The organism is Bernardetia aquimarina (assembly GCF_042180575.1).
Lineage (GTDB): Bacteria > Bacteroidota > Bacteroidia > Cytophagales > Bernardetiaceae > Bernardetia.
Map to the genome: position 1 here is coordinate 3,861,556 of NZ_CP170094.1, position 19,784 is coordinate 3,881,339.

General features: G+C 31.2%; 19 protein-coding genes. 5 read left to right on the forward strand and 14 right to left on the reverse strand.

What is annotated here, in order from left to right:
* Positions 1–71: 71 nt before the first annotated feature.
* From ACE193_RS16590 to ACE193_RS16625, 8 genes are all read right to left on the reverse strand, one after another.
* Entirely contained in the window at positions 72–878 is an 807-nt protein-coding gene (locus ACE193_RS16590; RefSeq protein ID WP_375559341.1) for a hypothetical protein, read from the reverse strand.
* An 11-nt stretch (positions 879–889) separates the two neighbouring features.
* Positions 890–1,363 (reverse strand): hypothetical protein, encoded by a 474-nt coding sequence (locus ACE193_RS16595; protein ID WP_375559342.1) that lies wholly within the window; start codon positions 1,361–1,363, stop codon positions 890–892.
* A gap of 14 nt (positions 1,364–1,377) precedes the next feature.
* A complete protein-coding gene (locus tag ACE193_RS16600) occupies positions 1,378–2,094 on the reverse strand; it encodes an ABC transporter permease (RefSeq protein WP_375559343.1) in 717 nt (238 codons plus the stop codon).
* Between the two features lie 12 nt (positions 2,095–2,106).
* Entirely contained in the window at positions 2,107–2,967 is an 861-nt protein-coding gene (locus ACE193_RS16605) for an ABC transporter ATP-binding protein (protein ID WP_375559344.1), read from the reverse strand.
* On the reverse strand, positions 2,964–3,839 hold the full coding sequence (locus ACE193_RS16610; protein WP_375559345.1) for a SagB/ThcOx family dehydrogenase: 876 nt from the start codon (positions 3,837–3,839) through the stop codon (positions 2,964–2,966). The genes ACE193_RS16605 and ACE193_RS16610 overlap by 4 nt, the downstream gene beginning before the upstream one ends.
* A gap of 52 nt (positions 3,840–3,891) precedes the next feature.
* Positions 3,892–5,181, reverse strand: coding sequence for a YcaO-like family protein (locus ACE193_RS16615; protein ID WP_375559346.1), 1,290 nt, complete (start codon positions 5,179–5,181; stop codon positions 3,892–3,894).
* Positions 5,182–5,189: 8 nt separating this feature from the next.
* Positions 5,190–6,158: a TOMM precursor leader peptide-binding protein gene (locus ACE193_RS16620; RefSeq protein WP_375559347.1), complete on the reverse strand. Its 969-nt coding sequence runs from the start codon at positions 6,156–6,158 to the stop codon at positions 5,190–5,192.
* Between the two features lie 310 nt (positions 6,159–6,468).
* On the reverse strand, positions 6,469–6,693 hold the full coding sequence (locus ACE193_RS16625; RefSeq protein ID WP_375559348.1) for a FeoC-like transcriptional regulator: 225 nt from the start codon (positions 6,691–6,693) through the stop codon (positions 6,469–6,471).
* A gap of 729 nt (positions 6,694–7,422) precedes the next feature.
* On the opposite strand from ACE193_RS16625, the gene ACE193_RS16630 reads away from it, so the two are divergent.
* The gene (locus ACE193_RS16630; protein ID WP_375559349.1) at positions 7,423–8,928 is read left to right on the forward strand and encodes a Do family serine endopeptidase; all 1,506 of its coding nucleotides are present in this window, start codon (positions 7,423–7,425) and stop codon (positions 8,926–8,928) included.
* A 125-nt stretch (positions 8,929–9,053) separates the two neighbouring features.
* Positions 9,054–9,872: a DUF2711 family protein gene (locus ACE193_RS16635; protein WP_375559350.1), complete on the forward strand. Its 819-nt coding sequence runs from the start codon at positions 9,054–9,056 to the stop codon at positions 9,870–9,872.
* A gap of 200 nt (positions 9,873–10,072) precedes the next feature.
* On the opposite strand, the gene ACE193_RS16640 is transcribed toward ACE193_RS16635, so the two are convergent.
* From ACE193_RS16640 to ACE193_RS16650, 3 genes are all read right to left on the reverse strand, one after another.
* Positions 10,073–10,978, reverse strand: coding sequence for an IS982 family transposase (locus ACE193_RS16640; RefSeq protein ID WP_375558897.1), 906 nt, complete (start codon positions 10,976–10,978; stop codon positions 10,073–10,075).
* Between the two features lie 425 nt (positions 10,979–11,403).
* Complete coding sequence (locus ACE193_RS16645) at positions 11,404–11,925, reverse strand: DUF2147 domain-containing protein (protein WP_375559351.1); 522 nt, start codon at positions 11,923–11,925, stop codon at positions 11,404–11,406.
* Positions 11,926–12,125: 200 nt separating this feature from the next.
* Positions 12,126–13,235 carry a DUF6268 family outer membrane beta-barrel protein gene (locus ACE193_RS16650; RefSeq protein WP_375559352.1) on the reverse strand — a complete coding sequence of 370 codons (1,110 nt, stop codon included), beginning with the start codon at positions 13,233–13,235 and terminating at the stop codon, positions 12,126–12,128.
* Between the two features lie 352 nt (positions 13,236–13,587).
* On the opposite strand from ACE193_RS16650, the gene nuoH reads away from it, so the two are divergent.
* Positions 13,588–14,676 (forward strand): NADH-quinone oxidoreductase subunit NuoH, encoded by a 1,089-nt coding sequence (gene nuoH / locus ACE193_RS16655; RefSeq protein ID WP_375559353.1) that lies wholly within the window; start codon positions 13,588–13,590, stop codon positions 14,674–14,676.
* A gap of 218 nt (positions 14,677–14,894) precedes the next feature.
* Here nuoH and ACE193_RS16660 read toward each other — a convergent pair whose 3' ends face one another.
* Entirely contained in the window at positions 14,895–15,122 is a 228-nt protein-coding gene (locus ACE193_RS16660; RefSeq protein ID WP_375559354.1) for a hypothetical protein, read from the reverse strand.
* A 205-nt stretch (positions 15,123–15,327) separates the two neighbouring features.
* Here ACE193_RS16660 and ACE193_RS16665 point away from each other — a divergent pair, with 205 nt between their 5' ends.
* The gene (locus ACE193_RS16665; protein WP_375559355.1) at positions 15,328–17,172 is read left to right on the forward strand and encodes a chloride channel protein; all 1,845 of its coding nucleotides are present in this window, start codon (positions 15,328–15,330) and stop codon (positions 17,170–17,172) included.
* Between the two features lie 4 nt (positions 17,173–17,176).
* Here ACE193_RS16665 and ACE193_RS16670 read toward each other — a convergent pair whose 3' ends face one another.
* Positions 17,177–17,947, reverse strand: a complete 771-nt coding sequence (locus ACE193_RS16670) for an NRDE family protein (RefSeq protein WP_375559356.1) — start codon at positions 17,945–17,947, stop codon at positions 17,177–17,179.
* A gap of 150 nt (positions 17,948–18,097) precedes the next feature.
* On the reverse strand, positions 18,098–18,550 hold the full coding sequence (locus tag ACE193_RS16675) for a hypothetical protein (protein ID WP_375559357.1): 453 nt from the start codon (positions 18,548–18,550) through the stop codon (positions 18,098–18,100).
* Positions 18,551–18,665: 115 nt separating this feature from the next.
* Here ACE193_RS16675 and ACE193_RS16680 point away from each other — a divergent pair, with 115 nt between their 5' ends.
* Complete coding sequence (locus tag ACE193_RS16680; RefSeq protein WP_375559358.1) at positions 18,666–19,772, forward strand: ATP-binding protein; 1,107 nt, start codon at positions 18,666–18,668, stop codon at positions 19,770–19,772.
* Positions 19,773–19,784: the final 12 nt, after the last annotated feature.

A 19,784-nucleotide genomic window follows, 5' to 3' on the forward strand; every position in this document is an offset into this window, starting at 1 on the left:
TAAAATTCTTATGAAAAATATAAAGTTCCTTTTTATTATTATTTGTAATAAATGATTTTTTATCTACTAATTTATTTCCCTACTAATTTTGTAGCTAATTGACTGATAACATACGAGTTTGGATAGGCTTCAATTCCTTCTTGATAATATTTTTTTGCTTCTTCCCATTTTTCAGCTTTTATATAGAGTTTAGTAATCATTTCATAGGCTTCTTCTTTTCCCCAAGAAGGCAAATAAGGACTTTTTATGGATTGTTCGGGTAAAGAAACAGCCTTTAAAAGTAATTTTTCAGCTTTTTGTCCTCCTCCATATTGCTCTGGTGTATAAAAGTCATTACTTGCTTGTACATAATAAGCACGGATATTTGAAGCATCTAGTTTTTCAGCTTTTTGAGCATTGCTTTCTACATTTTTAGAAATAAAAGGAACTTTAACACCTGATTTGAATTGCATAGAAAAACTTTGAAGCATCGCTAAAAGAGCATAATCTTCCGAATTTTTATTATCCATGTCTTCTAAGAGTTCAATTCCTTTATCAATTTGTGTTTCGGCATTGTCTTTATCTTGTGTTTTGAGATAATAAATAGAATTGTAATAATGAAGATAAGCCTGCCAGTAGAGAATCAAGTTTTGTTTTTTCTCTTTATGAAGAGTTGTAAGTTCTTTGTTCAAATCCAAGAGAGCTTGATTTTTTTGGCTCATCATTGTACTTACAAAAGTATCATAGATTTTCTTTTGAATATTAACCATCAAAGAATCTGAAGACACAGACTGACTTTGTACTTCATAATCTTGTACTTCTGCACTAATAGCTTGTGATGTATTAGCTTGACAAGCATAAATAATAAATAACAGACCTATAAAAAATAAATTTTTCATTTTAGTATTTTTTAATATGTTTTTAAATTAGATAATAGGAATAATATTGAAAACCAAAGAGCAAAATGAATATACCATTGTGGAGAATACAAATAATTATTGTGTATTTGCTTAAAGTTAGCATTTCGTTCTACCTTTTGAAGAGAAACATAAGCTATTGTAAAATCAGAATAAAAAGGGTTAAATTCTATGGCAATCTGAATCAAGAATGCGTAATACAAGTATTTTTGCTCAAAAAAATTGTTTGCATAACTAATAAAAAATAAGACTTGTGTTGCGAATGCACCAGCAAATAGATAGATAAGTCTTGATTTGACTTTACGAGGAAAATCTACTTTTACGTAGGCATGAGGCATAGGTGTATAAGCTACTCCTACTTTTTGTATGGTAAGTCCTAATATTTTGGCAGCAATGATATGTGCTAGTTCATGAATAACAATCAATAAACTAATGGATAAAGATATTAATAATAGTTGAATGAGCATAATACAATATTAAATTATCTAGTTATATCTGATTTTTTATAAAAATAATAAAACACACAAACAGGAAAAATTAGCCAAAAAGCTAATACAAAAGGAGAAAATGTGCCTTCACGAGCTATCTGTAAAAGAGGATTTAAAGGCAGTAAATTACCAATCATCTTGATAGTAGAATTAAATTCTCCTACTGGATAGAAAGCATCACTTGTAAAAAGAAATATATAATATACAAAGCCTATTATTCCCTTATCATTTTTATGTTTGATATTGGCAAATGAAAGAGCCAAACCCATAAATGAAAATATAAATAATCCTAAAACAATGAGTAGCAATCCTGCAAGTATTTTTGTAAGTGTAACAACATACCCAAAAACTAAAAAAGCAGTAATCGCAAGTACCAAAAAGATACTTACCAAGACAAATATTCTACTCAGAATCAATCCTACAAAATGCGTAAGGACACTTTGAGGCATTTTATTGAGATATTTTATAAGTCCATTGGCATAATATTCTTTTATAACAGGCCCAATAGCATAAAGTCCATCGCTAGTTACTGTCATTGCCAAAACACCAAAAAATATAAATTCTACATACCAAATGTCTGATTTGCCCCAAATATTTCCAAATATTACAAATAAGAATACAGGAAATATCAATGTGAAAAAAACAGCTTGTTTGATTCTCAAAAATATTACGAGTTGATAAAAAACGGCATTGTATAAATAACGTCCCATAATTAAATACTTTTAAATGTTTTTGGTATTGTATAGATAAGCATCTTGAATATCGGTATCCTGAATGCTGAAGTTGTGTGTATGTTTGGCTATATTACTAAGGATAGATTTGTCTTTATCATCACAAAATATATGTACATTTTCATCAGAAGTTGTGTAGTAATTATATTCAGTCAATATATTTTTTACATTATCATCATACCTAGTTACGATTTTTTTAGAACCAGGTAATTGCTCTTTGAAAGTAGAAGTATCTAAAGGAATTCCTGTCATTTTGCCATCTCTGATAAAAGCTACTTTATTTGCTTGTTGGGCGATTGCTCCCCAGTCATGTGTAGTATATAAAATAGTTCTGTTTTCACTTTTTAATACTGACCAAATAGAATTAATTATAGTAGGGTCAATATGAGAAAAAGGTTCATCAAGAATCAATAATTTCGGATTACCTAATAAAGAAAGCATAATAGCCAAACGCTTTTTTTCTCCTTGTGATAATTGCTGAATATGAGATTCATAAATAGTTTCTAAACGAAAGACAACTTTATATTTTTCATATACTTCAGAAGCTGAAACTCCATAAATGGCAGCAAAATAACTTATGATTTCTTTTACTTTTAATAAAGGAAAAAAAGGTAAATGGTCATAAACGACTCCTATTTTTTTAAAATTAGGTTTAGTTTTGCCAAAAACCTGTATTGTTCCACTAGAAAGAGTTATGTCTCCCAAAATAACATCTATAAGTGTTGATTTTCCAGAGCCGTTTTCACCCAATAAAGCAAATGTATCTCCCTCTTCGACCAAGAGAGATACATCTGATAATATAGTTTTTCCTTTGTAAGTATAACTTACTTTATTTACTTCGATAGTTTTCATATACTACATTGTTCGTTTGGAGAACCAAAAGCAATTACATTATTTACTGTTTCGAATACTCCATCTATTCCTAAAAATTCATTCAGATTATCATCGTGATAACCACCCAACCAGCAGCAGCCTAGACCTAACGATTCACAAAGTAAATTATACAAAAAGCCTACATAACCAGCTTCCTGCATCAAAAAACGATAGCTTCGTTCTCCATATTTAATCATTAATCTTTCAATGACTCCTGTTGTGATAAGGATTCCTGAAGCAGATTTCATGTTTACATACGGTTCTGCTTGAACAATTTTTAGTAAATCTTCTGCAAAATCTCCTTCTTTAAGAACCTCTAAAGAAGCTGTATCAGGTCTAAAATGATATAATCCAGCAGGAATATGTCCATTAAAAATAACTACATACATTTCGATTGGATATAATCCACCACCAGAAGGAACATTTCTTAAACCTAGATGCCCTTCTTTACCTTCTTCTAATCCTTGCATTTTTGCCCATTTTGTTACTCCATACGAGTGATACAAACTGACAAAAAGTTCATATAAAGATACTTTATAAGAAGTTTTGAAATCTCTTACACTACGTCTGTTGGTAATGAGAGATTGAAAGTTAGATTCAAACTCTATATCTTTATAAGCAGATAAATCTATTGTTGGATAACCTGGGTAGCATTTGAAAGGCTGACTAGAGCGTTCATTGACATAAGGATTGTTGAAAGCTGCAATTTTTTCTCCTTGCGAACGAATAGAGTAAGAATTAAATTTTGAGTTTTCGTGATAAAGCATGGCAGTAGATTCTTCTACATTTTTACGCCCATACATAGAGCCATCTTTTTCACTAAATTGAGTTTTGAGTGTGCTAATATTCATTTTTTAGTATTTATTTGATGTATATAAAAGTAACTGATAGGTAAATGGTAAATCAAGGAAATGGATGAGGATACTTATTCAAGTTGTCATAATCATTGGCTACATAACCTAATTTTGCAGGTACTTCATACAATCTTTTGCCTCCACTAAAATAGAAAGGGTAAATCCCAGCCATTTGAAGGAGTTGAGGAACAAATACTTTTACACTATAAAAACCTATCTGACGAATATCTGGAGTAGTAAGGTCTTTTACTAATACATTATAGTTTTTATCTTTTAGAATTTTTACAATTCTTTTTATTTCTTCTTGAGGCGTATTTTGTTGAGATTCATGAAAATCAATTTTTCTGTTTTGTTCTGCATCTATCCATTTATCAAAAACATGCCACAAATCTTTTCTTTTTAGATAGAAAATAGAATGTTGTTCGAAATCACGAATTTCATTAAAGTCATCACTCGGTTGCCAGTCTTTTTTCTCTCCCAATAAATACCTAAAATAAGGTATGGCTTGTCCTATTTCTTGAATCACTTTTTTTAGAGCATCGCCCATTGTGCTGCGAGTAGATGAACCTACACCTACAAACTCTCCATATTCAGTTTCTCCAAAACAAAAACCAAATACAGTTGGGACTTCTAAATCATAACTAATGTCAAAGAAATGCCATTGATAATGTTTTGGGAAATATGTATCCAAATAATCTTGAATTTCTTGGTCAATGATTATTTTTGGTGGAACAATATTTTGCATCCAAGTCATTACAAAACTATCTCTTTCTATTACTTCATAAAGCCCTCCTAATAACGCTTTGTAATAGTTTGTATGTGCAGAAAGTCCTGTTGAAGTATTAGAGTTAATCCAATTTTTGTCCATTGTAAAAGGGAGAAAAATAAATTGCCCTGGGCAATAAACTGTTTCTCCAGAGGTAAGGTCGTGAGTTGGAAACCAAGATACTTCTACATTTTCATCAAATTTTTTAATTCCAAATCGACTATCTTCATGTTGTTTGTCATGAAAAAGAGCATATTCGCTGGGGTGGATTGCATTCTGACCTAAATTTTCATAGGAAGAAAAAATACGTTCTTCTACATCATAAAATGCAGGAGCATAACGTTCGACTGTTTCTCCAATCGTTCCTAGAAGAGATTCTTGCCATTCGTATCCACAACCACTACTACGTCCTCCATATTTTTCACCACCCAAAAAACTTGTATCAGAAGGCCATATTCCATATCCCATCAATAATGGGTCATTGTTCATTCTAGGAAATTTTACTACATAATTTAGAATGCCGAGTTCGGTAGAAATTGCTTTATTACTATTTATTAAAGAAGATATAGACATTTTTATTTTTATTTTAATGTAACAGATTCTAACCAAGCCGAAGCACTATATTCAAGTTTTGGATGACACACTTCGCAATATGGTTTTTTGAGTAAATTATGTTTTTGAATATTCATGTTAAAAATGTCCATTGTAAGCAGTGTTTTGAAGGTGCTAGGAATTGCCCAAGATTCAAAAAACTTAAAGATTTCTAGCATTGCCATGTTAGCAAGTACGCTATACATCGTTTCTTCATGCACAAATTTGTCGGGTTTAGAGGCTTTTTTGTTTTCCTTCAAATGTTGTTCATACGAATTAAAAAATGTCGGATATTCATGATTACTCTTCACACGGCTAATTAAACAGTTGTAACAACCTGTTTCTTTTCCATAAAAAAGAGGTCCAATTTTTAATTGTCCACTATCTATTCCTCCAATAAATAACCAAGGTTTGTTTTCATCTAAGGCAATTTTATTAACAAGTTCTATATGGTAAGGCGACCATTGATTAGAATCCAAAACAACCAAATCAGCTTGTTTGATAAGGCTTTGAATACTGTCAATAGTAAGGTCTTTTGTTTTTTTGTGATGTAAAACAGGTTTGTAATAGGAATCTGATAATTCTTTGTGTAAGCGTGTGCTTAGTGGGCTATCGCCAATAATTACAATCGTTTTGGTATCTAATTCACTAAAATTTTTATCTGTATAGGTACTTGAAGTATCAACTCCTAATTCTTTAGCCCATTCAGTAGGTAGAAGGTCAAAATCTGCTAGATTAGACAAAACTTCTAATACCATGTCTTTATTAGCCGTCTTAGTAAGTGCTTTGGTAAGCTGAGAAAGGGATAAATCTTCTTTCTCTTGTAATAAAGAAACAGCTTCTAAAAATATGTTTTCTTTTTCCTCATTATCAAACTCTATTGCATAAGAAACTGAGTGAGTAGATAGTTGAAAACAACCGTTTTCTTCATCTTTGAATATATCGTAATCGGTTATCATTGCTTATTTTTATTAGTTGTGAAAGAATTAGAAGGGTTTGGTAATAAATTTTACCAAACCCTTGTGTGGATTTTATGTCCTTGTGGTTTGTTGTTACTTAGCAACAACAGCTTCTTCAGCACCCCAACAACAACAACAGTTACAACAACAGTTGCAACAACCAGCAGCAGCTAACAAATCATGTTTAAATGACTTTTTTGACAATTTTGAAATTTTCATAGTATAAAAAATTAAATGTGAATAATTAAAGTTTGCTAAAGTTTGTTTTGAGTACTCATAATTAACTTTAGCTATTGCAAATATAATTTGGTTAGAGGACATTATCTGTCCTCAACTCTTTTTTCTCTAAAAATTTATTTAATTTTCTGCAATATTGTACATTAAAGCCTTGTTCTCTTAAATTTGATAACATTCTTTTTACTGTGCGTTCTGAACATTCAAATTTTGTAGCGACCTCTGATAAAGAACATATTCTGCCTTTTTGAATGTTTTCCTTTAAATAAGTTATTTTTGAGTGATAATCTAGGTAATTCATTGTTAATTAGTGTTTTTTGTAGTTTATTTGTGTCTGATAATAGTGTTAATAGTAGTCAGCAAAGTTATGAATTTTTTACAAAAAACATAATTTTTGTCAATTTTTTGATAAAAATATTACTAGAGATGCCTTTGATTTTTAGTTAAAAAACAAAGTATTATGGTGGAACAAAAGCGATTTTTTAAATAAAATAGAAATTTATCTTTTTATACTAATCATAGAATAAAACAAAATTATATTAGGGGTTAAATAGTTGTATTATATTTATATTGATTATCTACTTTCAGTAACAATAAAAGCACTTCAGTTTTTGAAATGAACTTATTCTTTTGCTACTGCTTTGTTAGGTGGTCTTAAATGATGAAATAAACCCTGTTTCATTAGAGCAGACTGGTAAGATGAAAAACGCATTTACGTAAGTCTAGTAAAAGAATTGAAGGTTTTATCAAAACTGACAAAACGACATTATGAAAAAGTCATTTTAACACTCCATTTTATAATCAATCTTAAAATGATGCTATTTTTTCTTTATTTTTATTAGCTTTTCTTAGAAATTGTTAATCAGATTGACAGTAATGAGAATTAGTACGACTTTAGCAATCAAAACAGTAAAATTAGTAACTCACTAGCATAAAATTCAGAACTAAATTTATAGAAGGCAGTTTATAAACAAAATATTAGACTGTACTTTATTTCAATTATAAAATCATCAATTAAATTTATCATTATATGAAACGATTAGGATTATTTTTTACCGTCTTGTTTTCTGCTATTTTGGGAGCAGGAATTGCCTTAGGCGTTTACCACAACTTTTTTATACCACAAAGTCAAAGTAATTTTCAAAATACAAATCAGCCATTTGTACAGACAGGTTTTGGAAACCCAGACCCAGTAAGTCCAAACCTCTCTCCTCAAAACTTAAATTTTGTGGAAGCTGCCAAACGAGCTACACCAGCCGTTGTACATATTCAGACTTTCGGAAACCCTGCTTTGATGAGTAATCGTCAGCAAAATTCAATGGAAGACCTTTTTAGAGATTTTTTTGGACAGCAAATGCCTGACAGAAATCAGAACCAAAATGAAGTTAGAATGGGTTCGGGTTCGGGAGTAATTATTAAAGAAGATGGTTATATCGTAACCAATAATCACGTTGTAGAAAATGCAACTCGTATTGATGTAGTTATGAATAATCAAAAAAGCTATACAGCAGAACTTATCGGAACAGACCCAAGTACAGATTTGGCTCTTTTGAAAATTGATGCTGACGAAACATTAAGTCCAGTTTCTTTTGGAAATTCAGATGATTTGCAAGTAGGAGAATGGGTTCTTGCCGTAGGAAATCCTTTTGACCTTACTTCTACCGTAACAGCAGGAATTGTGAGTGCAAAAGCAAGAAATATCAATATTTTGCGTCGTCAAGATGGATTAGGAATTGAAGCATTTATACAAACTGATGCAGCCGTAAACCCTGGTAATAGTGGTGGCGCATTGGTAAATGTAAAAGGAGAATTAGTAGGAATTAATACAGCGATTGCTTCTACAACAGGTTCTTTTGCTGGATATTCATTTGCCGTTCCTACCGAAATTGTAAAAAAAGTAGTAACTGACTTGAGAGAACATGGAATTGTTCAGCGTGGACTTTTAGGAGTACAAATCAGAGATGTAACAGCAGAACTTTCTAAAGAGCTTAATTTATCTGTTGTTCGTGGAATCTATGTTGCTGGCGTAACTGAAAATAGTGGTGCAATAGAAGCAGGCTTGGAAAAAGGCGATGTAATCATTGAAGTAGATGACGTACAAGTAAATACTTCTGCACAGCTTCAAGAACGTATTGCACGTAAACGTCCAGGGGATAAAGTAAAAGTAGTTTATCTTAGAAATGGAAAAGAACGAAACACAAATGTAGAACTCAAAAACCGTCTAGGAACAACTGAACTGGTTACGAATCAAGCAGGAAAAATGATGAAAATTGAATCCTTAGGAATCGAAGTTCAGAATATTTCTCCAGAAGATGCTACCAAAATAGGTACGACAGGAGTAAAAATAGCTTCTATCAAAGATGGAAAATTCAAGGAAGCACAAGTGCCAGAAGGATTTATTATTACACATATAGACAAAGAAAAAGTAGATAGCTCTGCTGATGTAATCCGACTTTTAGAAGGAAAAACAGGAGGCGTTTTGATTGAAGGTTTCCACCCAACAGGTAGAAGAGGTTTCTTTGCTATTGCGATGTAGGTTTTAGTTTTCTTGAAAATTGACAGAAAAAATCAGATGGTCGTTGGATTGTCTGATTTTTTTATTTGAGTAAAAAAATAGATATTTTTGATAAACAAAAACACTGTTTTCAAAATTTACTAGAAATGAAAATAATTGACGATAGAAAAATATATCCTAAAGAAGACACTCCTATTTTAGAACATTACAAAGAATGTTTTGATGCCGTAAAAATTTGTTTTCTGCCATTTTTTCAAATTGAAACTAATTCAAAAACTTTATCAAGAAGAGGAAAAGACAAAATCACTTTAGAAGAACTCAAAGAAACAGATAAAATATTTGAAAATATAAAAAGTGATAATATAGAAATCTATGAATCCAATAAAAATTATCCAACAGACGAAGAAATATTAGCCTATGGAAAAGTAATAAAATGGAACAATTTAATTGACAATACTGAATTACATGACTATAAAGAGATTAACCGATCATTAAAAACATCGATAGGCTCTTATAAAAAGCGTTTAGAAAGACTTGAATTATTGAATAATTTAGAAGAATACACAGAAAAAAACGAATTATGGCTACCAGTAGAGGGAGCATTTGATGTTTTTACTAAAATTGGAATTTTCAATCTTCTCAAAAAATTAGGTAAAAATGAAATTATAGTAATAGATGAACTATATGAAAACGAACGAACATTAAATATCAAAAACATCACTAAAAAAGAGTTTATAAATAAAATAACATTTAAGGATTACTACATTTATTCAAAAGATAATTCAATTTTATTTGCAATAAGTTGGGATGATTTTTTTTATTTTACAGTTACAAAAACAGAATATATAGAGCAAGTCGATAAGATTGAAGAGTTCGAAGGGTTTTGGGCAGATGAAAATGATACTCATTTATGGGATTGGGAAAAAGGAGAAATTGAGAGATTATTGAATATTTCTCAAAAGTAGAAAGCAACATAATGAATATGAAGAAAGATTTAGCTGTTGTCAATATTTTTAGGTTCTTTGACAATTTTTGCACCTACTCGTTTTCGTCTATCATTTGATATTTTGAGAATTGTAGGGAAAAGACACGTCTTTTCCTACCCAGTAGGAAATTTTATAGCCCAAATTAAACTATAAACACCTATTTTAACGTGAACTCGGTATTAGTTGGGTACAAAAATTCTAGGTTTTTCTGGATATAAATGATATGCAACTATGGTAGCCGACATATGTGTAAAAGCATTTATTGGTTTTCTGTGTCTAGAGTGTTCTATGTCAAAAACAGAAGTCAGAATGTCATTTACAGATTCAATAACTGCTCTTTTTCTGAGGGTGTATTTTTCTTTCAACGTAATAAGTTGATTCTTCATGTTCTTTTTGACTTTAGTAATTAATTTAAGTCCATTTTCATAGAGTTCTTGCCATAATTTTGTCAAGTAGCCTTTGTCTCCGAAGCAACTTCCTTCTAAGTTATTGAGTAATTTTTTCAATAGATTGTGGTTATTGTCAGCCTTGTTAGCTGCTGTGATTTCAAATGCCATCACCTCTCCTAATTGATTGATAACTAAATGAAGTTTAAAACCAAAAAACCAGCCCATTGAGCCTTTTCCTCGTTTTGCAAGGTCTTTAAACACTTTATGCGAGTGAATACGACGATTATCAGAAACTACTATTTTCTTAGAATCTACAAAATAAGTTCCTGTTTTTTGACTTTTAGCACAGAGTAATTTAGCTAACACATACATGGGAAGGCTCACTCTTTCTATGAGTTCTAAAAAACGATTGTAGGAGCAAAGTTTAGGAAAATAAGGTAGTAAATCTGTACTAACAAGACGTTGATAATAGTATTGAAAATTCTTGTAACCAGAGTAGTTATAATAAATCAAAATAGTCATCATTTCACTTGCGCTTAATTCAGGAATACGAGTTGGAGAATGAGAAGAAGATTGACTTTTGCTACCTACCCAATGGCTAGAAACATAGGATTGAGCTTGTAAACAGAACTCATCTACTAAATAAAAAATACCGATTAGTTGGTCTTCATCAAATTTTATATTTTTGTCATTCATAAGGCGAAAAAGGGTTAAAGTTGATTAATGCTATTCAAAAATAACCTTTTTGAGCCTTTTTTGATAAAAAACTCTTAAAAAACAGTATAAAACGCTAAATATCAAGTAGTTAAATACCGAGTTCACGTTATTTTAAGAAAAGGCATGCCTTTTCCCTACAAATAAAAATCACTAGATATAACAAAATGAATAACATTCAAATATCTCATAATTAGAACAAAGTGCAAAAATTGTCAGAGAACCTATTTTTACAACAATTTTAATTACCTACTCAATCCTCGCACTCTCTTCTCATCAACAGCCATTTTACATTTTCTAATGAATTTTATTTGTTTACTAATAAAAATAATTCAATACACAAAAAAACTCTTTCTAAGCAAATAGAAAGAGTTTTTTGTGAAATTTATAGTAGAGAAAAATAAAAATTATTCTCCTTTTTTGGTAAGACGTTTCCATGTATCAGTACGACCAAACATAGATACACCAATATAACCACGTCCGTCGACAAGGTTTGTGTTCTTCTTGTCCATTGTCATTTCAAAGCTATAATCAGAACCATTTTTTGGGTCATAAATATTTCCATTTCCCCAAGTGAGGTCATTTGCAGTACCTGTAAACTCCAAATCTCTCATATTAGTCATTCCTAATATTTTATTAGAATGTTTTGAAGCATCTGGATTATTGATGTCCAAACGAGGAGTTCCGTCTGGGTTGTTTTTTTCTATAAGCCATACAATACGCCCATAGTATTTATTTTCATCTTGTCCTTTACTAGCATCTCCTTTTGAGATACGAATAACTGAGCGTTTGTCGCTTGGTTGCCAGTTTCCAATCAAAATATCTCCAGGGTTATCTTGAGTTGGAGAGTAATACTCTGCTGCTGTCCAACTTGTCAAAACGAATAAAGATGCAAAAAGAGCTACAAATAAGATATGAAGTGTTTTCATAATGAGATTTTAAAATTAAAGTGTTGTCTGAATAGGTTTTAATAAAATTACAAATCAATCTTCTGTGATGTTTATTACAAACTTGATTTTAAGATTGTTTTGCTACATAAAGTAATAGTTTTACTATTTATGTGTTGAAAATCCAAAAACTATGCCTTTTGTATAAAAGAAGAATTTTTTAAGAGCTTATCGTTTGTAAATTAAGGACTTACAAAATTAAGTCCAATACGGAAATACATTGGTAAACCTAAACTTCCTAATGAAACATCATTTGCATCACTACTTGCATCATCTGCCAAATCAAAACGATAAGCAGGAGCAACACCAGCTTGAATATTCAAACGAATAAAGCTAGAAAGTGCTTGATTGAGCATAATACGACCACGAATTTCAGACTTACTTAATTCGTAGTTGTTGGTAGCAAAAAGGTCATTACCAGGTGAGTTTTGAAGAAGATAACTTTGTCCTTCCAACTCATAACCAAAGTTAAGAGAAGATTTTGCAGAAAAATTATAACGAAGACCACCACGAGCAGGTAGTAATAATTCCATTCCCCATTTATCATTGAATGTTTTGTTCCAAAGGAAAATAGGAATATGAAGCAGACGACCACCACGATAAGTACGAGTAATACCAACAGCTATATTTTGATTGTCACTTTTTTTCCAACCATAAAGTAAAGAAGCAGTATATTTCATTTTGCCAAAATCGGGTTCAACCTCTCCAGCATCATATGTTCCGATGCTATAATTACCATTGAGTGAAGTAGCTGCTTGAAAGATAAGAAAATGTTTTTCATCAAGAGGTTTGAAAGCTAGAATTCCCAAAGTAGCTGTACGAAGGTCATTATTACTTAATGATCTTGCAAGAGGATCATTTTGGTTTACATCATTTTCATTAAAATTATAACGACTTTCCCAGTACGAAAAAGTAGCATTGAAAATAATATTGCTTTTTGAAACTAAAGGAATATTAGCATCTAAACGAACACCATGATTCAGACTGATTGGAGATTTGTAACTAAAAGTACTATCACTATCATCTGGGTTTGTAGATTCTAATTCTGCTCCAAACATAAAATCATAACTCAATCCAATAAGTGTAGTTGGGTTTAGATTGGTAATTTTGTTGTTACAATATTTTTTGATGACTGTATCATCGGCTTCTTCAAAGCCATCCATACTAAACTCTTCTTCATCAGTTTCGATAACATCGCCTGTATCTACTTGTGCTTTTGCAAAGAAGGAGTTTCCAAAAAGAAAAAAGCAAAATACGAAGGCGAACGCAAATAAACGGTATCTTTTGTTCATAAAATAAAGATTTTTTGAGGTTTGTGTGTAATTTTGTAATTACTTAAAATAAGTAAGGAACGATTACGAATTAAAGATTACGGATTACGAATACAATACATTGATTATCAACCGTTTGCATTTGAAGATGTATATCTTAATTAATTTCTGTTCCTAAGGGAAAACTAAAATTTAGAATTGATAATTTTATAAGTGAATTACTAAGATAGTATCATTTCTTTAAAAAACGAATAAATAAAATTTAATTTTGATAAATAACAGGTTTTGAAAATAAAATTTTAATAAAAATCATTCTGACCTAAATATAGATAAAATAATTCATTTTCTACATCTTACTATCAAATATAATAGTATGGCTATTATTTTCATAATATTTTTTACACTTTCTTTAATTTTATTTAATACGCTTGTCGGAGTTTATGTCGAACGCAAAGTTTCTGCATTTATTCAAGACCGTATTGGTCCAACTGAAACAGGAAGGTTTGGACTTTTACAGACTTTTGCAGATGTAGTAAAGTTACTTTTCAAGGAGGATATTATTCCAGCTTCTACAAATCATTTTTTATTCAAATTTGCCCCTATTTTGGTTTTTATAGCTGTTTTTGCAGGCTTTGCTATTGTTCCTTTTTCTGCAAATTCTGAAAATAATATGCCATTGGGTGTTTTGATTTGGCTCGGAATTGTAGCTTTAGACGTTATCGGAATTTTGATGGCTGGTTGGGCTTCTAGCAATAAATTTTCTTTGTATGGTGCTGTTCGTTCGTTGGCTCAAATGGTTTCGTACGAACTTCCTTTAGGGCTTTCTATTTTGTGTGTCGTGGTTTGGAATGGCTCTTTAGATTTACAGGAAATGAGTCAAGTGCAAGGCATTTTTACAGACAAAACGACGTATTTATTCGGAATTTCATTTCTAAATATTGAAACACAAAATATAGGAGGAATTTTGTCTTGGAATATTATTTCTATGCCTTTTTTCTTTATTGTCTTTCTAATTTTCTTTATTTCTGGTCTTGCACAAGCCAACCGAACACCTTTTGATATTCCAGAAGCAGAATCAGAACTTGTGGCAGGTTTTCAAACAGAATATTCAGGCATGCGTTGGGCGTTTTTGATGCTTTCAGAATATGGAATGATGCTTTTGATAGGACTTCTGACCAGTATTTTGTTTTTTGGAGGTTGGAATACGCCTTTTCCGAATATTGGAAGTTTTGAGTTAGCGAATTATACAAGTGGAGAGTTAGGACATTTCTCTAGTTTTGTTTGGTCTTTCTTTTGGTTGATGAGCAAAACTATTGTTTTTATGCTGATTCAGATGTGGATTCGGTGGAGTTTTCCTCGTTTACGTGTCGACCAACTGATGACCATGTGTTGGAAATATTTACTTCCTTTTTCTCTTGCTTTATTGCTTTTGACGGCTTTTTGGAAGGTGTTTTTATCATAAATTTCTAGTGCAAGATTCTATCTTGTACTTGCTCTTTTGTCAGCATATGCTGACGAGATAGGAATGGTTTTTTATAATTACAATAGTATCTACTCAAACTAAAAGAAAAGTTAGCTTTATTGGAGAGGGAAATAGGATGAGTTGTTGGGGAAGAAGAAAAACTGACACAGACACAAAATTAAAACCTTAAAAAATGATTTTTTAAGGCTTTAATTTGATTAATCTTCATCATCAAAAATAGGAATGGCTGGATCTTCTGAGTTTATATTATTCATAGCTGTATCAATTTCTACACTTTTTTTATTAGATTGTTTTAATAATTTGGTTTGTTCGTATTGTGAGCTATCTTTCAAAAAAGCATCATTTACTTTTTCGTCTTTATTCATTCCACAAGAGAAACATAGAGATAGAACTAAAAATAAATAGATAAGGTAATTTTTTTTCATAGAATTGAAATTTTATAGAGAATAAAAAATAAGTAGTTAGATTCTAAAATATTATTTTCATAATTTTTAATTTATTAATTACTAATTGACTACAAGTATAGTATATTTAGCTTATTTTTGCTAAACTAAATAATTTATTAAAATTACATTAATAAATCGTCTATTTCTCAAAAGCAGACAATTACCTTAGAAACCTACGCTAATTTTGCCTAATTTTTTCGAAACTTATTCTGACAAACTACATACCTCATTTACTCACTATTCAAAACAGCTAAACGGAAATATTATTCGTTTTTTGATTTGGAAAAGTGAATATCTTTCTGATAAAAACTTTTTACTTGTTGTTAGTATTTTTATAGGAATTTTGGCTGGTATGGCTGCCATGTTTTTACGCACAACAGTACTTTGGGTAGAACATTATTTGGCTTCTTCTAGTCAATTTTCTGAAAATTATAACTATGGTCTGCTTTTTTATCCGACTATCGGACTGCTGATTACTGCTTTTTTATCTAATGTAGTATTCAAAACTGATTTTGGACATGGTTTTACAGATATTCTTTATTCTATTTCTAAAAAAGATGGAAAGATAGATTTTAGTAATATTTATTCTCGCATGCTAGGAGCAATTTTTACGGTTGGTTTTGGTGGTTCGGCAGGTTTGGAAGCTCCTATTGTGATGTCGGGTGGTGCTATCGGTTCAAATGTGAGTAGTGCGATGCTTTTTGCCAAAAAAAAACGTATTTTATTGATTGCTTGTGGGGTAGCTGGTACGATTGCAGCTATTTTTGATGCACCCATTGGAGGAGTTATTTTTGCAGCCGAAGTTATTTTATTTGATGTTAGTATTGCTAATATTGTCCCTATTCTTCTTGCTTCTGTGGCTGCCAAACTTACTGCTTTGGTCTTGGGTGGTGATGATGCTCTTTTTACTTTCAAACTAAAAGATGCCTTTCAAACGATTGATGTTCCCTATTGTATTGTTTTGGGAATTGCTTGTGGATTTTTATCTCTTTATTTTATGGAGGTTGTCAAAAAAATAAATCAATTAGCCAATAAAATTCCAAATCCCTATTTAAAAGCACTTATTGGAGGGCTTTTTCTTTCTGCTTTGATTGTCGTTTTTCCTCCTGTTTATGGAGAGGGAACAATGCTTTTAAAATCTCTCTTGAGTGGTAGTGAAATCATAATTTTTGCAAATAATATTATTTTTAAAGAATTACCTCCTGAATATCTGTTTTTAGGTTATGTTTTGGTAATGCTTTTATTCAAATGTGTTGCTTCTGCTATCACGATTGCAGCAGGTGGAAGTGGTGGTACTTTTGCACCTTCGCTATTTTTGGGAGGAGTTTTGGGTTTTACTTTTGCTAGAATAATTAATATTATTGGTTGGGAAAATTTATCTGAAAGTAATTTTATTCTTTTTGGAATGTGTGCAGCTATATGTGGTGTTCAGTATGCACCTTTGGCAGCCATATTTTTGATTGCCGAACTGACAGGTAGCTACGAGTTATTTGTTCCTTTGATGCTTACTTCGGCAGTTACTTATATTACAGTTACTTATTTTGAGCCTCATTCGCCTTATATTCGTGAACTTGTAGAAAAAGGAGATATTATAAAAGGCGACCAAGACAAAAAAGTACTTAGTAAGCTAAAAATCAATAAATTAATAGAAAAAGATTTTAAACCTGTTCCAGAAAAAGGAACGTTGCAAGACCTTGTAAATGTAATCAAACTTAGTCATCGTAATTTATTTCCTGTCTTAAATGAAGAAAAAGAATTTGTAGGAATGATTCAACTCAATGATGTTAGAAAATTGATGTTTGAATCTGAAAAGTACGACACTATTACTCTGCGTGATTTAATGCAACGTCCTTCTGAAATGGTAGAATATGGTGAGACAATGGATACCGTAATGAAAAAATTTGAAACGAGTGGAGCGTGGAATTTGCCTGTTATAAAAAATGGAAAGTATCTAGGGTTTGTTTCTAAATCAACTATTTTCAATAAATATAGAGAAGGAATGCAAGAAGAAAATGAAGAGGTTTGGTAGAAACTTACTTCACAATAACCTCATCCACACTATTTTTCAAGGTATTCAAATTATAATGTTTCATAGAAAGTTTGTTTTTGATAGCCTGTGAGCCAAAATGAGAAATAATTTGTGTCAAACTAACTGTTCCTCCGTGTGGGTCGTCCATCAAAATTTGTTCTCTAGGCGAAGCATTTTGTTTTTCTCCTCCTTTGACATGAAAATGCCATAAAATTTGAGAAATGGTATCCAAACTTTGTCCCTTTTTGAGATAAAATTCTGTCCATTCTTCAAACCATTCTTCTCGTTTTTCGGCTATTTCAGAAGTATAAAGTGTTGCAGAAGACCAAATATAAGCGAATTTTGAATCTATGATTTTTGTGTGTAATTTGTTTTCCTCTTCTACCCAACGGTATTCTGTGAGCGAAACAGAACTCACTTTCTTTTCTATCCAAATAAGTGTAAATGATTCTATTTTATCAAAATTATAGCTTTCAATTTCACTTTCAGAGTTGGAAGATAAAAGTTCCATCAAAATAATTCCTCTACTTTTTCGATACGGTGTATTTCTAGTATGTTTTTGAAAAGCACCATTCAGAAGACAAAGTGTACGTCCTTTATCAGTAATTCCAATCCACGAACCCCCAGCGTCGCCATCCACAGGACGGAGAATTTTTGTATTATTTATCTCTGTAAAAGAAGGTAATTCAGAATTTTTACGAGTTTTTTGTTCATCTCGGCTAGAAGTGAGAATGAAATTTTTGTTTTCTAAGGGAACGAAAGTAAGCGTACACATATTAAAATAATTACGAATTAAAAATTACGAAATATATGTAGGTTAAAGGCTTGCCTTTGACTGTATTTTGATTTTTCTAAACTAGAAAAACACTACTTAAAAAGTCAAAGGCAAGCCTTTTGACCTACCAATTACAAATAAAACACAAAACTACGAATTTTCTCCTTTAAAAAACTTCTTATAAACAGGACTTCTGTATGCAAATTGCGCCCACATAGCAGGGTAAATAATAGCATCTAATGCTTTTGAAGAAGTATAATAATCTATATCATCGATAATAATGCAATTATTTTCATCTACTTTTTTGATTCTGTGATGATGTTTCCACTTTTTGAGAGGAAAAGGCAAATCTTTTTCGGCTGTATCTATAAAATAAATTTCACTTTCTGTATTTGCTTGTTCGATAATATAAGAAGTCCATTTTGAGCTATAAATCCCAAAATCTAATTCTAAATGTACTTCATCACCTACTTTGCAGCCATCAAAACGATTAAGTTTTAATTTTGGAAAAGGAGGACTCAATTTTAAAAATAATTTTTCTGTAAAACCATTCCATACTTCTTCAGCAGAACGGTTAATTGGAGTTTCGACAGTTAATTTCATAATCTATAAAATCAAATAATGAAGGAAAATGTTTTGTTATCTTTGTGTTCGAAACATGGAATAAAACTAATAAACGGTATTTTGTATTTCACTTACCACTAATCACTAAAAACAAATGCTTTTCTCTGATATTTTAGGCTTAGACCAACTCAAAAAAACACTTACTTCTGCCGTTCACAACAACCATGTAGCTCACGCACAGCTTTTTTTGGGCTATGAAGGAAGTGCAGGACTTTCTCTTGCGTGGGCGTATGCTACCTTTTTGAATTGTGAAAACAAACAAGAAAATGATGCGTGTGGAAAATGTAGTTCGTGTATTCGTTACAAAAAACTGATTCATCCAGATTTACATTTTGTTTTTCCGACAGCAAAGGCAAAAGCCTACAAAGAAAGAGAGGAGTTTATGAAAGGTTGGAGAGAATTTTTACCAAAACACAAATATCCTGTTTTGCAAGATTGGTCAGATTATTTGGAAACGGACGGCAAACAGTTTAGTATTTCGGTAGCAGAAAGTCGTTATATTTCAAAAATTTTATCTCTAAAGGCTTATGAAGGAGGCTATAAAATTTTGATTTTGTGGTTACCTGAATATATGAATGCCAGTGCAGCCAACGCACTTTTGAAAGGGCTAGAAGAACCTCCAAAAAAGACGATTTTCCTTTTGGTAACTGAAAAAACGGATAAAATGTTGGCGACTATTCTATCACGCTGTCAGCTTATTCAGATTCCTCGTTATTCAGATAAAGAAGTAAAAGAATATTTGGTAAGTCAGAATATAAAAGAAGATGAAGCTGCCGAAATTGCACCTTTAGTTGATGGAAATTTGAATGAAGCCATGAAACTTAGTGAACATACTCAAAACAAAAATCAAGAATGGTTTAGAGATTGGATGCGCCTTTGTTTCAAACACGATTATGCAGGTTTTGTAAATCAAGCTGATGTATTTCATAGTCTAGGAAAAGAAGGACAAAAAACGCTTTTGCAATATGCTTTGACTATTTTGAGAGAATCTTTAATTTCTAATTTTGGAACAGAACAGCTTATTCGTACCGAATCCGAAACGTTAAAGTTTGTACAGAGTTTTGCTAAAGTGATTGACGAAAGAAATGTTTTTTCGTTAGTAGAAAAGATTGATGAAGCCTATTTTCACTTAGAAAGAAATGCAAACTCTAAAATTATTTTTATGGATTTGTCGGTACAGATTGCTAGATTATTGAGGTAAAAAAAAATATTA

Coding starts and splice junctions, on each gene's coding strand:
- ACE193_RS16590 (WP_375559341.1), bottom strand. CDS start 878: ATGAAAAATTTATTTTTTATAGGTCTGTTATTTATTATTTATGCTTGT.
- ACE193_RS16595 (WP_375559342.1), bottom strand. CDS start 1,363: ATGCTCATTCAACTATTATTAATATCTTTATCCATTAGTTTATTGATT.
- ACE193_RS16600 (WP_375559343.1), bottom strand. CDS start 2,094: ATGGGACGTTATTTATACAATGCCGTTTTTTATCAACTCGTAATATTT.
- ACE193_RS16605 (WP_375559344.1), bottom strand. CDS start 2,967: ATGAAAACTATCGAAGTAAATAAAGTAAGTTATACTTACAAAGGAAAA.
- ACE193_RS16610 (WP_375559345.1), bottom strand. CDS start 3,839: ATGAATATTAGCACACTCAAAACTCAATTTAGTGAAAAAGATGGCTCT.
- ACE193_RS16615 (WP_375559346.1), bottom strand. CDS start 5,181: ATGTCTATATCTTCTTTAATAAATAGTAATAAAGCAATTTCTACCGAA.
- ACE193_RS16620 (WP_375559347.1), bottom strand. CDS start 6,158: ATGATAACCGATTACGATATATTCAAAGATGAAGAAAACGGTTGTTTT.
- ACE193_RS16625 (WP_375559348.1), bottom strand. CDS start 6,693: ATGAATTACCTAGATTATCACTCAAAAATAACTTATTTAAAGGAAAAC.
- ACE193_RS16630 (WP_375559349.1), top strand. CDS start 7,423: ATGAAACGATTAGGATTATTTTTTACCGTCTTGTTTTCTGCTATTTTG.
- ACE193_RS16635 (WP_375559350.1), top strand. CDS start 9,054: ATGAAAATAATTGACGATAGAAAAATATATCCTAAAGAAGACACTCCT.
- ACE193_RS16640 (WP_375558897.1), bottom strand. CDS start 10,978: ATGAATGACAAAAATATAAAATTTGATGAAGACCAACTAATCGGTATT.
- ACE193_RS16645 (WP_375559351.1), bottom strand. CDS start 11,925: ATGAAAACACTTCATATCTTATTTGTAGCTCTTTTTGCATCTTTATTC.
- ACE193_RS16650 (WP_375559352.1), bottom strand. CDS start 13,235: ATGAACAAAAGATACCGTTTATTTGCGTTCGCCTTCGTATTTTGCTTT.
- nuoH (WP_375559353.1), top strand. CDS start 13,588: ATGGCTATTATTTTCATAATATTTTTTACACTTTCTTTAATTTTATTT.
- ACE193_RS16660 (WP_375559354.1), bottom strand. CDS start 15,122: ATGAAAAAAAATTACCTTATCTATTTATTTTTAGTTCTATCTCTATGT.
- ACE193_RS16670 (WP_375559356.1), bottom strand. CDS start 17,947: ATGTGTACGCTTACTTTCGTTCCCTTAGAAAACAAAAATTTCATTCTC.
- ACE193_RS16675 (WP_375559357.1), bottom strand. CDS start 18,550: ATGAAATTAACTGTCGAAACTCCAATTAACCGTTCTGCTGAAGAAGTA.
- ACE193_RS16680 (WP_375559358.1), top strand. CDS start 18,666: ATGCTTTTCTCTGATATTTTAGGCTTAGACCAACTCAAAAAAACACTT.